Annotated in this window: 11 protein-coding genes; 4 read left to right on the top strand and 7 right to left on the bottom strand. The window is 53.8% G+C overall.

The window, feature by feature from the left end; all coding sequences use genetic code 11:
• Positions 1-129: 129 nt before the first annotated feature.
• The 5 genes from ftsH to hemC form a co-directional block, all read right to left on the bottom strand.
• Positions 130-2,091, bottom strand: a complete 1,962-nt coding sequence (ftsH, locus tag SH248x_RS02980) for an ATP-dependent metallopeptidase FtsH/Yme1/Tma family protein (RefSeq protein ID WP_459557036.1) — start codon at positions 2,089-2,091, stop codon at positions 130-132.
• 178 nt (positions 2,092-2,269) lie between these two features.
• Entirely contained in the window at positions 2,270-3,121 is an 852-nt protein-coding gene (locus SH248x_RS02975; protein WP_459557035.1) for a glycosyltransferase family 2 protein, read from the bottom strand.
• Between the two features lie 297 nt (positions 3,122-3,418).
• Entirely contained in the window at positions 3,419-4,306 is an 888-nt protein-coding gene (locus SH248x_RS02970; protein ID WP_459557034.1) for an alpha/beta fold hydrolase, read from the bottom strand.
• 35 nt (positions 4,307-4,341) lie between these two features.
• On the bottom strand, positions 4,342-5,517 hold the full coding sequence (gene bioF / locus SH248x_RS02965) for an aminotransferase class I/II-fold pyridoxal phosphate-dependent enzyme (RefSeq protein WP_459557033.1): 1,176 nt from the start codon (positions 5,515-5,517) through the stop codon (positions 4,342-4,344).
• 125 nt (positions 5,518-5,642) lie between these two features.
• Positions 5,643-6,668, bottom strand: a complete 1,026-nt coding sequence (gene hemC / locus SH248x_RS02960; protein WP_459557032.1) for a hydroxymethylbilane synthase — start codon at positions 6,666-6,668, stop codon at positions 5,643-5,645.
• A 262-nt stretch (positions 6,669-6,930) separates the two neighbouring features.
• Between hemC and SH248x_RS02955 the strand changes: the two genes are divergently transcribed.
• A complete protein-coding gene (locus tag SH248x_RS02955) occupies positions 6,931-8,373 on the top strand; it encodes an SLC13 family permease (protein WP_459557031.1) in 1,443 nt (480 codons plus the stop codon).
• Positions 8,374-8,489: 116 nt separating this feature from the next.
• On the opposite strand, the gene SH248x_RS02950 is transcribed toward SH248x_RS02955, so the two are convergent.
• Positions 8,490-9,065, bottom strand: coding sequence for a hypothetical protein (locus SH248x_RS02950; protein WP_459557030.1), 576 nt, complete (start codon positions 9,063-9,065; stop codon positions 8,490-8,492).
• Positions 9,066-9,264: 199 nt separating this feature from the next.
• Between SH248x_RS02950 and dps the strand changes: the two genes are divergently transcribed.
• Both dps and SH248x_RS02940 read left to right on the top strand, forming a co-directional pair.
• The gene (gene dps / locus SH248x_RS02945; protein WP_459557029.1) at positions 9,265-9,750 is read left to right on the top strand and encodes a ferritin family protein; all 486 of its coding nucleotides are present in this window, start codon (positions 9,265-9,267) and stop codon (positions 9,748-9,750) included.
• Between the two features lie 94 nt (positions 9,751-9,844).
• The gene (locus tag SH248x_RS02940) at positions 9,845-10,429 is read left to right on the top strand and encodes an NADPH-dependent FMN reductase (protein WP_459557028.1); all 585 of its coding nucleotides are present in this window, start codon (positions 9,845-9,847) and stop codon (positions 10,427-10,429) included.
• A 156-nt stretch (positions 10,430-10,585) separates the two neighbouring features.
• Here SH248x_RS02940 and SH248x_RS02935 read toward each other — a convergent pair whose 3' ends face one another.
• On the bottom strand, positions 10,586-11,413 hold the full coding sequence (locus SH248x_RS02935; RefSeq protein WP_459557027.1) for an Fpg/Nei family DNA glycosylase: 828 nt from the start codon (positions 11,411-11,413) through the stop codon (positions 10,586-10,588).
• Between the two features lie 392 nt (positions 11,414-11,805).
• On the opposite strand from SH248x_RS02935, the gene SH248x_RS02930 reads away from it, so the two are divergent.
• Entirely contained in the window at positions 11,806-13,515 is a 1,710-nt protein-coding gene (locus SH248x_RS02930; protein ID WP_459557026.1) for a DUF1598 domain-containing protein, read from the top strand.
• Positions 13,516-13,548 lie beyond the last annotated feature (33 nt).

Raw genomic sequence — 13,548 nt, 5'->3', positions numbered from 1 at the left:
GCCGTTTACTTTCAATGTCTTTTTTCGTCTCGGGAATGTTCTTCGAGAACTCCCGGCATCGTGTTCAGTAATGTTGTAATCAATGAAAATTGCGGACGTCAATTTGATTCGTCCGCAATTTCTCACTCTTTAGACCGTGTCGATGTCAATCATCGGTGGTCGTTCGCCGAACAGCTCGGTCAGGTGAGCTGTATCGACGACTTCTCTGCTCATCAGCTCACTGGTCAGCTTGTCGAGCTTATCACGATGCTCGCTGAGCAGTTCCACCGCTTTGCGAGAGGCATCGTGAAGGATCTTCTGAATTTCCTGATCGATGATGTGAGCCGTGCTGTCGCTGAAGTCGCGTTGCTCGGTGTAATCACGTCCCAGGAAAGGATCTTCGTTGGCATGATGGAAGGCAACAGGTCCAATCGTTTCGCTCATTCCCCAGAAGGCGACCATGCGTCGAGCCAGATCGGTCGACTTTTTGAGGTCATCCTGAGCGCCTGCAGTGTACTCGTCAAAGACGAGTTTCTCAGCGGCACGACCGCCGAGCATCATCGCCAGCTGAGATTTCAAACGCTTCTCACCATAGTTGAGGCGTTCTTCTTTCGGTTGCAGCCACGTGACGCCCAGGGCACGTCCTCGAGGGACGATCGTCACCTTATGGACAGGGTCCAGTTCTGGCAGCAACCAGGCTACAATCGCGTGTCCTGCTTCGTGATAAGCAGTCATGCGTTTTTCACGATCACTGAGAATTTCTTCTCGTTTGGTCCCCATCAGGATGCGATCGAAAGCAGCTTCGAAGTCTTTCTCAGCCACAATACTGGAGGAGGTCCGACTGGCATGCAAAGCCGCCTCGTTGACGAGGTTTTTGAGCTCCGCTCCAGAAAAACCAATGGTCTGACCAGCTAAGACATCCAGCTTCACATCGGGAGCGAGTGGAACCTTGCGGCTGTGAACCTTCAGAATTCCCAGACGACCTTCTTTGGACGGCAGATCGACCGTAATGTGTCGGTCAAAACGCCCTGGACGGGTTAATGCTTTATCGAGAACATCCGGGCGGTTTGTTGCCGCGATGACAATGACCGCTTCGTTTTTGGAGAAGCCGTCCATTTCGCTCAGGATCTGGTTGAGAGTCTGCTCGCGCTCATCGTGGCCGCCCCCCATCCCTGCTCCACGGACACGGCCGACGGCATCGATTTCATCAATAAAGATCAGACATGGAGAGGCTTCTTTAGCGGTTTTAAACAGATCGCGAACCCGGCTTGCACCGACCCCGACGAACATCTGGATGAATTCCGAACCGTTGACGGTGAAGAAGGGGACATCTGCTTCGCCTGCTGTTGCGCGAGCCAACAGGGTTTTCCCGGTTCCTGGCGAACCCATCATCAGCACGCCTTTGGGAATCTCTGCTCCCAGACGCTGGAATTTCGCAGGGTTTTTGAGGAATTCGACGATTTCCTGAAGCTCCTGCTTGGGCTGCTCCATGCCGGCGACGTCGTCAAAGGTCGTCTTCTGGTCAGCGGGGCGGAAAAGGCGTGCAGGACTTCGAACGAAGTTTCCAAACATCCCCTGCCCCATGGGATCACTGGAGCGGCGCATGATGGTCACGAAGATGACCATGGTCAAAATCAGCCCCAGCATCCAGATCATCATCTGAGTGCCAAGACCAACACTGGTATCGCTGTAATCAAATTGGACGCCCTTGTCACGGAGCATTTGCTGCAGCGTGCCATGATCCAGACGGGCATCCATGACGGTGTGGAACTTCTCCGTCATCTCCATCTTCTCGACCGGTGGTGTCTTTGGAATCTCTTTCCACTCACCTTGAACACGATCACCGTTAAATTTCACCGAAGTGACGTTGCCGCTTTCGACTTGCTCGATGAAGTAGCTGTAAGGAATCGCGCCAGCTTCCCAGGGACTTCCCATCATGACCAGAAAAATCACGATGAAGATGATCGCCAGGATCAGGAAGAGGCCGGAGCGGTTACTTCCCTTTTGTTCTGTCTCGCCGGGCGCGGCTTTGCGTTTTTTCTTGGCGGCTGAGTCGTCCGGTTCTTCCGCCTGGAAACGATGATCCTGCGGCGGGGTGTCAGAGTTATGCATAGAAGATAATGTTCAATTCAAATGGTGATTCGCCGACAGATCATGTCGCTGAGTTCGCGGGACACGAGGGAGTTTGCCGTCGTTTTAATTTCTCTGTCTCTCATCTTTGTCAACTGGACCGTTCGGGACAAGCGTGCAGGCATTCAACTGTGAGAATTCGCCTGTACCTGTTCAGAATTTAGTCCGCCAGCCCATAACGGATGATACACCACAGGGCCTTGAAACCATCGCGCCAGCCGATTTTCTTGCCCTGATCATAGGTGCGTCCGTCATAACTGCAGCTCATTTCATAAATCCGGTAGCGACGTCTGGCAAGACGGGCGGTAATTTCCGGCTCGAAACCAAACCGATTCTGCTGCAATTTCGGCAAAACCGCTTTGATCACTTCTTTACGAAAGACCTTGTAACACGTTTCCATGTCCGACAGGTTGAGGTTTGTGAAGCAGTTGGACAGCTGCGTCAGAAAGTTATTTCCAAGGTAATGCCAATAGTATAGCACGCGGTGAGGGCGGTCTCCGAGAAACCGACTGCCAAATACGACATCGGCTTTGCCATCCAGAATCGGTTGTAGCAGTCGAGGATACTCGTTCGGGTCATACTCGAGGTCGGCATCCTGAATAATGACGATATCGCCGTCTGCTGCTGCGAAGCCAGTTCGCAGAGCCGCGCCTTTGCCCTGGTTGACGTTATGGAACATCACCTTGATCTGGTTGAGTTCGTCCGTGCTGGTCTCTGCTTCTTTGGCCAGCTGTTTGAGAATCTCGGTTGTCCCGTCCTTGCTGCAGTCGTCGACCAGGACGATCTGTTTACGAACAGGGACGTTCTTGACTTTCTGCAGCAGGTTCATGAGCGTTTCACGCTCGTTGTACACCGGGATGACGACCGAAAGAATCATGTCATTGGGAATCGCGAAAAAGCCTGCCTGTTGACAGGCTGCTTCTCCGAGCACATTTTTCAGTCTGGTGTACCACTCCTCAGAATAAGGCCGAGTCGTGTCCTGATTCTCGATCAATGCTTCAAACGTACTCACAATTGGCAGCTCCTGGCCCATGCATAACGCATGCTCGACTCCGGGTGGGCGCGGAGCGTAGCCGTCTGCGAGGAACCTTCGCAGTACGACACCCGCAGTATAGAAATCGGCACCCAGCCTGCAGAATTGATCACGCGACCTCCTTCGCGGACAGCGTTGATCCAGTCAACGCTACGGAAATAACCGTCGACGCAGGTCTTCACCTTCGTCAACAGCTATCTCAGAGTAACGCATCAACTTACGGAAACTCAAGCCAGACCGCCCACCATTCTCAAGGCAGCGATAAGTTCCGATCTGTCACTCGTCCGAGCGTGGCGTTTCTGACAGGAATTTCTCAATCGTTTGAGCCATCGGTTCCAGTCCATCTTCAAACAGGTAATGCCCGGCGTCATTGAGTTCGACAAAGCGGGCTTCCGGCAGGCGGGTGCGGAATTCCTTGTAAAACGCAGGTGAAAAACACCAGTCCTTCATGCCCCAGATCAACTGCGTCGGCATTTTTCGGACGTGGTTGAGAGCTGCTTCGACTTCCAGGATCGTTTGATAAGTTTGATGACGCGGCGACATGGGGATATCGTTGACGAATCGATCCACTGCCACCCGGTTGGCCCAATTGTCATAAGGCGCCAGGTAGCCTGCTTTAACGTCTGCAGGCAGGCCCTGTGGGTTCTCAGTCGCCATCGTTGTCGCCAGGCCAGCAAACAGATTCAATCCACGGACGCCAATTCGACCGAGAACGGGTATCCGACACGCTGCAATCCGCCAGGGAATCAGCTTCGATGGAAAGGCAGCCGTATTGGTGATCACGACCCGCGAAAACCGCTCCGGCATTTTCCCCAGCGTCCCGATTCCGATCGCTCCGCCCCAGTCATGGACGACGAGTGTGATCTTCTTGAGATCCAGTTTCTCGATCAGAGATGTCAGGTTGGCGATGTGCTGAGCCAGGGTGTAGGGATAATCCTGGGGCTTATCAGACAGCCCGCAGCCGATGTGATCGACAGCGATGCAGCGATAGCGATCTCGAAACTTCAGGATCAGGTTCCGCCAAGCAAAACTCCAGGTCGGGTTGCCGTGAACGAAGAGAATTGGATCTCCCTGTCCTTCATCGACATAGTTCATCCGCACGCCACCCACATCGTGTGAATGCGTCGCGAAAGGATAAAGTGGCTTCCAGTCAGCGTTACTCATCAGTCCGTCATCTTTGTATTTCGTAGACGATGTGATCAGGTACATAAGAGTCCCTTCAACATCATCGCCAGTCGTTCGATATCGTCAGTCGTATGTTCTGCGTTGACGGTCATTCTGAGACGCGATGTCCCCGCGGGAACCGTCGGCGGTCGGACGCATCCCACCAGGAAACCCTCATCGAGCAGCGCCTGATGGCGCTGCAGGGCGAGTGTCGGGCTTTGCAGGATGATCGGGACGATGGGTGAATCGCGGTCTCCCAGAACCGTCAGGGCCAGCGAGTGTAACGCATCCCTCAATTGATGAACATTGTTCCGAAGACGACGCTGACGTTCATTGTCGCTGCGGATGATCCGCAGGGATGCAGTTGCAGCAGCACACAAAACGGGGGAGAGAGCCGTCGAAAACATCTGTGTCCGGGCAGAGTTCCATAAATAGTCGATCAGTTCACGTGAGCCGACGACGAATGCCCCCTGCCCACCGATGGCTTTACTCAACGTCCCGACTTTCGCCAGAACGCGATCGCTCACCACGAAATGGTCACACGCCCCACGCAGATTGGGCCCGTAAACTCCCGTCCCGTGGGCCTCGTCAACGATGACCTCCGCGTCGTACTTTTCCGCCAGATCGACGAGCTCCTTTAACGGAGCCAGGTCCCCGTCCATGCTGAAGACTCCGTCCGTCACTATGAACCGACGACGAAATTCTCCTGCATTCGCCAGTTCCTTTTGCAGACGGTCCAACTCACCGTGGCGGTACACACGAAATCTTGCACCGGATAGTTTCGCGCCGTCAATCAGGCAGGCGTGGTTCAATCGATCGCTGTAAATCACGTCTTCCGGGCCGGCGAGAGCGGACAACACTCCGACGTTGGCTGCATAGCCTGACGAAAACAGAAGCGCAGCTTCGGCTCCCTCAAAATCGCACAGAGCCTGAATCAATTGGGTATGCGCGGGAGTCAACCCGCTGATGAGTGGACTGGCCCGGGCACCCACGCCGTAGGCATCGGCAGCATTTTTCGCTGCCGCGACCACGTCTGGGTGGTGGGCGAGTCCGAGATAATCATTCGAAGCGAAATCAATGACGACTCGGCCATCCTCAAAACGCGATTCTCTCGCAGTCAGACTCTCGACGACGCGACGAGCCCGATAAAGCCCGTCCTCACGCAACCGCGAGACCCGCTCCGACAACCACGCTCGCGGACGATTTGGCATGTTTCCCCGTAGGGTCCGCTGTGCGGACCGTGAATCGACTAACAACTTTGAATCCAACGACTGCCTTTTAACTGCTTACTCGTGCCTTCGTATTCAACGCGAATTGACGGTCCGCACAGCGGACCCTACGAATGACCCAGCAGTTTGTCGGCCCCCTGTTGGATGAGTTTGTGGGCCAAATCAGCACCGATCGTTTCTGCTTCGCGCGCGTCTCGGGGGGCGTGATCTTGAGCCGTCATTTCATCAACTCGTTGCTGGCCATCGGCACTCAGGACGACGGCATTGATCATCCAGAGTTTTGATTCGATCATACCAGTTTCGACGCCGACGGGGGCGTGGCAGCCTGCGCGAAGCGTTCGTAGCAACGCCCTCTCAGCGATGACATCCAGGTGAGTCTCGTGATGGTCGAGTGAACGGAGCATCTGCGCTGTTGCGGAATCATTCTCTCGAATTTCGAGTCCGAGTGCGCCCTGACCTACCGCTGGCAGCATGTGGTCCAGTGGCAGGAAGCAGAGTTCCAGATCACGTTTCAGCCGGTGAATCCCAGCAAACGCCAGGACGATTGCGTCGTAGTCACCTGATTCCAGCTTCTGGATGCGGGTGTCGACGTTGCCACGGATTTCCTTCAATTCAAGGTCGGGTCTTTCATGAAGCAATTGGGCGCGACGTCGCAGGCTGCCTGTGCCAACGACGGCATTTTCGGCCAGCAGTGTTAATACGATCGAGTGGTCAACAATTTCTTCGAGTTCTGCCGATGTCAGGTTCTCAGGGTTTTGGAGACGTTGAGTTAAGATCTCGACATCTCTTCGGCGGTGGGAGGGGAAGACGATGACGTCAAATGTTTGCTCCCGCTCTGGCACGCACGCAATCGTCAACCCGGGCGTGGGCTCCGTCGGCAGGTCTTTCAGTGAATGGACTGCGATATCCGCCCGGCCTTCCAGTACAGCCAGTTGGACCTCTTTCGTAAACGCGCCCATGCCGCCGAAGCTGTGCAGAGGGTCGAGGACATTGCGGTCGCCGCCCGTCGTCACATGAACCAGTTCAACGGTCAGTTCTGGATCTGTTTTCTGCAACTCGTCTTTGACAAAGTTCGCCTGCCAGAGGGCCAGCGGGCTGGAGCGGGTTGCGATTCGAATCGAAGTTTTCGTCATGGATGAGAACGCTATTCAAAACTTAAGGCTTGAGAGGACTTTCGCAGTGACCTGATCATCCACCGCATTCAGCGAAATGTCCATCGTGTGGGAGTGTCGCGGGGAAGACAATTTCATTCACGGCCACGTTCTTCTAACGACATCTGAGACGACAGCTGTATCAACATATTCAATTATCAGAATTGGCAACAAATGTTCCAGTCTTTAGGATGAGAACTCCAATTGATTCCTTCGAGTCCACTTGACCAAGTCAAATCATCCGATGAACAGTGATTCCGAATTATCTATCCCGATTCCAGATCAACGCGATAACGAAGAACATCCGTCGGCGATTACTCCCTATTTCATCGGCGGAGTCGTCGTTCTGCTCATTCAGTTGATCGCTGGGTTGGCGGGTGCCTATTCGGCGCTGGGACTGAGTCCCGTGCAGCAGATCGCGTTCACTATTCTTCTCGTTTCGGCTACGTCCTGGTTTGCCGAGATTCTACCGCTGTTCGTGACAGGACTGGGCGTCTTGTTGATGTCATTGGTCTGGCTTCAGCCTGTTATGAACAGCCAAATAGGCCCGACTCCCCCGTCCGACTTCATGGCACCGTTCTTTTCGGACGTGATCATTCTTTATTTAGGAGGATTCGTCATTTCTCGAGGGATGGAGCAGGAAGAACTCAACCTGAGAATCGTCAATTCTCTTCTCAAGTATGCAGGACACTCCTCTGCTATTCTGCTCCTAACTGTCATGGGAATTACGGGCTTTTTTTCCATGTGGCTGAGCAATACATCAACGACGGTCATGATGCTGTCAGTCATGTCGCCGATTCTCAATCAGCTTCCTGTCGGCTCTTCGGATCGAAAACGTATTCTGCTGGGAATCCCATTCGCGGCGAATATTGGTGGTCTGGGCACGCCTGTCGGAACGCCGCCGAATGCGATCGTCCTTGCCAGTTTGAGAAAGGTCGGATCGGCTCCTGATTTTTTAACCTGGATGTCATTTGGGGTGCCATCCGTCGTGTTTTTAATACTGATTGCCTGGGGTATCTTGCGGATTACCTTCAAAGGCGGGCAGGCAGAAATGAAGAGTCTGCCGCTTCGTGCAGTCAAGCCTTTCCAGGCTTCGACCTGGGTTGTGCTGGTTACCATCCTCGCAACAATCGTCGGGTGGTTGATGTCTGATTATCACGGGGTGAAGACAGGAACGGTTGCTCTAATTCCGGTGATCATTTTCTTCGGGGGAGGAATTCTTAAACCTCTGGTCATCCGCACGCTCGCCTGGGATGTTTTACTACTGATGGGGGGCGGGCTTTGTCTTGGTGAAGTCATCGATCGAACCGGACTTGCGCGAGTCCTTGTCGAGAGACTCGACCTCGAAACCATGTCGCTTTACGGCATGGCGATCTTCCTTGCCTTTCTGAGTTGTCTCTTATCAACAATCATGAGCAACACCGCAGCAGCGGCATTGTTCATGCCGCTTGTCATCACGATGACGGCCACGTCGTTGACACCGCTCGGCCTGGGAGTGGCCTTCGGCTGCTCGCTGGCGATGGCTTTGCCAGTCTCAACTCCACCAAATGCGTTGGCCTTTAGTTTTGGAGGATTGAAATCGCGTGAAATGGTTATTCCGGGCGGATTAATTTCACTGTGTGGACTGGCCTTTGTCGGAACAATTGGCTGGACGATGTGGAAGATGATCGGATTGCTTGGCAACTAGATTGCTCACGAAGAGTGAATCGTCGAAGGCCATGCTATCCGACCGAGCCCACCAGCTTGAAATGGTCAGCTGCATTCAATCCCGTATGGTTAAGTACGAATTGCGATGGACAGCTCTCAATGTGCTGGTGTTTCCGCCGTCACTCCTGCAGCTGGCGTTGAAGAGGCAGCTGGTTTTGGTTTCGGGTGGGGAGCATTTCTGGCAACAATCACGGCTCCCGAAACAATCAATAAAACTCCCAGCCAGAGAACCGGGGGAACGCTGAGAGGTTCGTTGGTGAGTTTTCCGATGATCATCGGAGTCACAGCGGAAATAATCACTGCTCCGCCGAAGACGAATGGCATGACGAGATTCGGCGCACCTCCTTTCAAGTGCACCGCCGCGGCCATGACGGCTCCAGTCAACGTCAAGGCGCCGAATGCTCCGAGTGAACCGGCCAGGAAGCCCCATTTTGCCGCTTGGAAGTGATTGCCGGTGAAGCTGAAGCTGTCGCCATTCACTTTCATCATCACCAGCCCGCCGACAACGCCCCAGACGAGATAGGCAACGCCAATAAACATGTAAGGCTTAAATGGTGACCAGCCACCTTCAGCGATCTTGACTGCCGTGCGAGCGTTCCCAAGAGCAGGTCCATAAGTTCCCCAGAAGAAGGCGGTCGCGAGTGCCAGGAGGATGGCAGGCAGGAGTTTCATCGGCGGGCTTTCAGAAAAATGAAGTTTATCTGCGTAATTGAAGATGCTGTTCGTACGACATAGAATCAGCCAAGGATAAAGTATTTTAGCGAAATGACCAACCCGTCCACGAGGACGCGTTCTCGACCAGTTCTCCCCAGGACACTCATAGACGATTGTCCCTCGCACCGTTTCTCCCCCTACAAAGGACGATTGCACCATGTTCCACCCTACGAAAAACACGCTGTCGGAAACTGTCCGCCAGAATGTCGTCTCGATTCTTAATCAGCAACTGGTCAACCTGCTCGATCTTCAACTGCAAACCAAACAAGCCCACTGGAATGTTCGTGGCCCTCACTTCATCGGCCTGCATGAGCTCTTCGATAAGATCCACGGCGAAGTTCGCGAGTTCGTCGATGAAGTTGCAGAGCGCATTTCTGCACTGGGTGGGGTGGCGCTGGGAACCGTTCAGGAAGTCAATTCGAAGACGAAACTGAAGGCGTACGACATTAATGCCGTCTCCTGCCGTCAGCACATTGAACTGCTCTCCACGTCGTTGGCAGTGACCTCGGACGGGACCCGTAAGTCAGTCGATGCACTTGATGAAGCGGGCGATAAAATTTCTTCCGATTTGATGACCGGGATTACTGCGAGTCTTGATCAGAAACTCTGGTTCGTTGAAGCTCACCTGCACTCCAAAGACTAATTTTGAAGAATCAATCGGCCTCCTGATTTTGATATCACGGGGGCCGAACTTCATTTTGCCACTGATCGATTCCTCACGACGAAGGTCCTCTCCGATGGCGGTGCGAATATTGGCGTTTTCTGGCAGCTTGCGGAATGATTCTTTCAATCAAAAGCTTGTCTGCATCGCTGCGGAAGGTGTTCGTGAGGCGGGGGCGGAAGTGACGGTTGTTTCATTGCAGGATTTTCCACTGCCGTTGATGGATGAAGACCTGGAAGCAGAACAGGGAATGCCGCTGAAGGCACAGGAGCTAAAGGATCTGTTTCTTGCGCATGATGGTCTCCTGATTTCGTCGCCGGAGTACAATAGTTCGATTACGCCTGCACTCAAAAACGCGATCGACTGGGTGTCTCGTCGACAAGGAACAGAATCGCGACTGGCGGCTTACCAGAATAAAGTGGCGGGCTTGATCGCTGCTTCTCCCAGTCCTCTGGGCGGTCTTCGTGGACTGGTCACCCTGCGATCGATTCTTGGCAACATTGGTGTTCTGGTAATGCCAGACCAGGTCACCGTTCCACAAGCGGACAACGCGTTCCACGAAGCCGGGCATCTTCTTGATCAGGCGAAGCACGATGCTGTCAAGAAAGTCGGCGCCAAACTTGCCGAAGCAGTGGCGAAGCTAAAAGCCTGGCCAGCTTAGACTCCATCGTAGGGTGCTGGTGAGGCTTTGCGAACCGCACCAAATGGGCAAATGGGTGTCGTTTTGGTGCGGTTCGAAGACTCACCAGCACCCTACTTTCTGGCATTACTTGAATAAGAAGGCTTAGCCAGCTTAGATCACTAGAAAAAGATAATCTCACTTCTGACATCGAGGGCAAAAGAAGGTCGAACGCTGGGCTTGGACGATTCGCTCGATGCTCCCTTTGTGACAACTCGGACAGGTCTGGCTGTGTTTCTGATAGACACGATGTTCGTTCTGGTAGCCGCCGGATTTGTTCAGGGCGTTGCGATACGTCCCGTCGGAGAGAGTTGAGCCCTCGTACTGGATAGCGAGATTCAAGACAGCCAATGTGGCGTTGGCGGTTCGTTCGAGATCAGACTTTTTCAACTCGCCGGCTGGTTTACGGGGATCGATCTTTGCCAGATGCAGGATTTCGCTGGCATACAGGTTTCCGATTCCTGCGACTTTCTGCTGATTGAGCATCAGTACCTTGATCGGCGTCTTGGCCCCTCGACAGATGATCGCCCAGTCCTCGGCTGTGGTCGTCAATGCATCTGGCCCGACGAGCGAGGACAGTTCTGACTGCGACAAAAATCGGATCGTCCCCAGTCCGCGTCGGTCCCAGAACCACAGCGATGGTGCTTTCCCCTTGGTTGGGGACAATTTCCATTCGAAGCGCAAGTGTTCCTGGGACGGTGCGTCCTTGAGCAGCATTAAACCCGTCATACGCGGTTCAACGGCAAAGGCATCTCCGCTGTCCAGGTTTAAGACGATTCGCTTAGCCAGTCTGGAAACGGAGGTGATCGTCCGCCCTTGTGCTCGTCGGCGGATCTCATCCAGACCCGGTTTGATCGAAATGGGACGATAGCGGCATTCCGGTGTGATGACACCTGCGATGACTCGACCTGCGACGTCATCACGGATCCCGCGGACCATTGTCTCAACTTCTGGCAGTTCTGGCATGAGCCTCTCTTGGGCGACGGTGTTCGGGCGACGATTGTTTGAGTTGTACTGACAATAGCGATTTTAGCAGGGGAATCCGCCTCGACGAGTCCCTGGCAGGCTTCTTGAATTCGTATTCTTTCGTGGGCCAAATCTACCGGCTGTGACCATTCTGGCGCATTTTGAGGTCGAGAACGTGGCAAAATAAGTGAAACTGGAGAAACTCCTTGACGTGCCGCAAGAATACGACGATGCTAAACGATGACGGGAAATAGGCGGATTCCGGGTCAATTCCTTGCTTTTCGGCAAGTAGGCGGCTCACGGATCCAAACCGTTTCTTCCATTCCAGACAGATGACAACTCTGCTGACGAACTTCTCACCTGGTCACCTCTTGGGAATCTGGGAAATCACTATGCGTCGTGTTATGCCCTCGCTTGTTCGACTGGCATTTGCCTTGTTGATTGTTGTTGCCGGTGTGACCAGTCAGCTTCGCGCTGGAAATGTCAGTCCGGATACCTTCCAGGAACTTCTCGCTGCTGGTGAGTTCACCACGGCGATTCAACTGGCTGAGCAATCAGATTCAGCTGATCTCAAAGATCAACTGCTGGCTCAAGTTGCCCAGGCTCAGCTGAAATTCTCGGGTGCTCAGGCATCCCTGGGAACGGTCAGCCGGATGTCGAGCCGGATGAATGCCAAAGAGCAGAAGTCCGGTCTGGCCAGCCAGAAAGCCATGAACGGTGGCGGTGCTGACTTTACCCAGCTGATTAACCTGATCACGACCGAAACCGGTGACGAGTTTGCCTGGGACGAAGTTGGTGGTATCGGTTCGATTTCACCCTTCAACCGCGGGGTCCGAGTTGATGCACACGGCGTTCTGTCTGCTTCTTTGAAACCAGCTGACAACTCTCTGGACGCGATGTTCTCTCAAGTCCGTCCAGACAGTCTCAACCAGGACCTGTCTGCCCCCAGCGATCTTCGCATGATCTCGCTGAAAGCTCTCGAAGCTGCTGTTGCCCGACAGATTGCTGAAGGCCTGCCAGTTGTGGCTTCCATGAAGAACCTCGGCGGTCTGACCTCGATCCAATATGTCTTCGTCGATACGGCTAACAATGACATCATTCTGGCTGGTCCATCGGAACCTTGGACCTATGATGCCAGCGGAACAGCGATCGGCACCAAGTCAAAACAACCAGTCATGCAACTCGATGACCTCGTCACCGTCATGCGAACCTTCTCGAAGAACGGTCAGAATATCTTCGGATGCTCGATCGACCCACGCGAAGCTGGCATGAAGGATCTGAAGGAATACGTTGAAGCAACTCAAGCGGGCGGTGCTCTTTCTCCTGCTCAAGTCAAGAACTGGGTTCGTACCCTGCAGCAGAAACTCGGTCAGCAGGACATCCGCTTCTACGGCGTCCCAACCGACTCTCGCGTGGCCCGCGTGATCATCGAAGCGGACTACCGCATGAAGTTGATCGGCGTCGGTAAACTCGACGGTGGTTCTGAGATTCCTGACTACTTCAAACTGATGAATGTCACCGAACAAACGAACGCTGGCAGTATTGACGCTCTTCGCTGGTGGTTGACCGTCAAATGCGATGCCGTCACTCACAACGCTGCTCGCAGTGTCTATGCGATCGACAACTGCTCGGTTCTCTGCCAGTCAGAAAATCAGTTCGTCTCTGCTCAAGGTGAAAGCGTTCCAACTGGTAAAGCAGAAGCCACGAACCGCCTCTTCGCTCAGAACTTCACCAATAACTACGATCAACTCGCTGCTCGTGACAGTGTCTTTGCTGACCTCGAAAACATCTTCGATCTGTCACTGGCCGCTGCGATCATCGCTCGCGAACATGGTGCTGAGCGTAGCCAGTTCGACCTCGGCTGCTTCGCTGCTGATGGTAGCTATGTCACGACGAAATACACGACTCCCAAGGCTGTGGACTCGGTCGTCAATCACCGTGTCTTCCGCGGCAAGGACATCGTTGTCCAGGTGGCCGGTGGCGTGCGTGCTGATGTCATGGGGCTGTTTGGCGAAGGCTTCATGAAGCCTTCTGATCGTCTCGACAACATGAAGACTGAATCAAAGGCGACCGAAACTCAATGGTGGTGGGACGCTAAGTAATTTGTCGAAACAAGACGCTAAAACAGAACACCC

Origin of the sequence: Lacunimicrobium album (assembly GCF_052161635.1) — a bacterium.
Taxonomy (GTDB): domain Bacteria; phylum Planctomycetota; class Planctomycetia; order Planctomycetales; family Planctomycetaceae; genus SXPC01.
Note: the sequence above shows the minus strand (reverse complement) of the source record. Positions and strands in the feature narration are given on the sequence as shown.

Coding starts and splice junctions, on each gene's coding strand:
- ftsH (WP_459557036.1), bottom strand. CDS start 2,091: ATGCATAACTCTGACACCCCGCCGCAGGATCATCGTTTCCAGGCGGAA.
- SH248x_RS02970 (WP_459557034.1), bottom strand. CDS start 4,306: ATGAGTAACGCTGACTGGAAGCCACTTTATCCTTTCGCGACGCATTCA.
- bioF (WP_459557033.1), bottom strand. CDS start 5,517: ATGCCAAATCGTCCGCGAGCGTGGTTGTCGGAGCGGGTCTCGCGGTTG.
- hemC (WP_459557032.1), bottom strand. CDS start 6,668: ATGACGAAAACTTCGATTCGAATCGCAACCCGCTCCAGCCCGCTGGCC.
- SH248x_RS02955 (WP_459557031.1), top strand. CDS start 6,931: ATGAACAGTGATTCCGAATTATCTATCCCGATTCCAGATCAACGCGAT.
- SH248x_RS02950 (WP_459557030.1), bottom strand. CDS start 9,065: ATGAAACTCCTGCCTGCCATCCTCCTGGCACTCGCGACCGCCTTCTTC.
- dps (WP_459557029.1), top strand. CDS start 9,265: ATGTTCCACCCTACGAAAAACACGCTGTCGGAAACTGTCCGCCAGAAT.
- SH248x_RS02940 (WP_459557028.1), top strand. CDS start 9,845: ATGGCGGTGCGAATATTGGCGTTTTCTGGCAGCTTGCGGAATGATTCT.
- SH248x_RS02935 (WP_459557027.1), bottom strand. CDS start 11,413: ATGCCAGAACTGCCAGAAGTTGAGACAATGGTCCGCGGGATCCGTGAT.
- SH248x_RS02930 (WP_459557026.1), top strand. CDS start 11,806: ATGCGTCGTGTTATGCCCTCGCTTGTTCGACTGGCATTTGCCTTGTTG.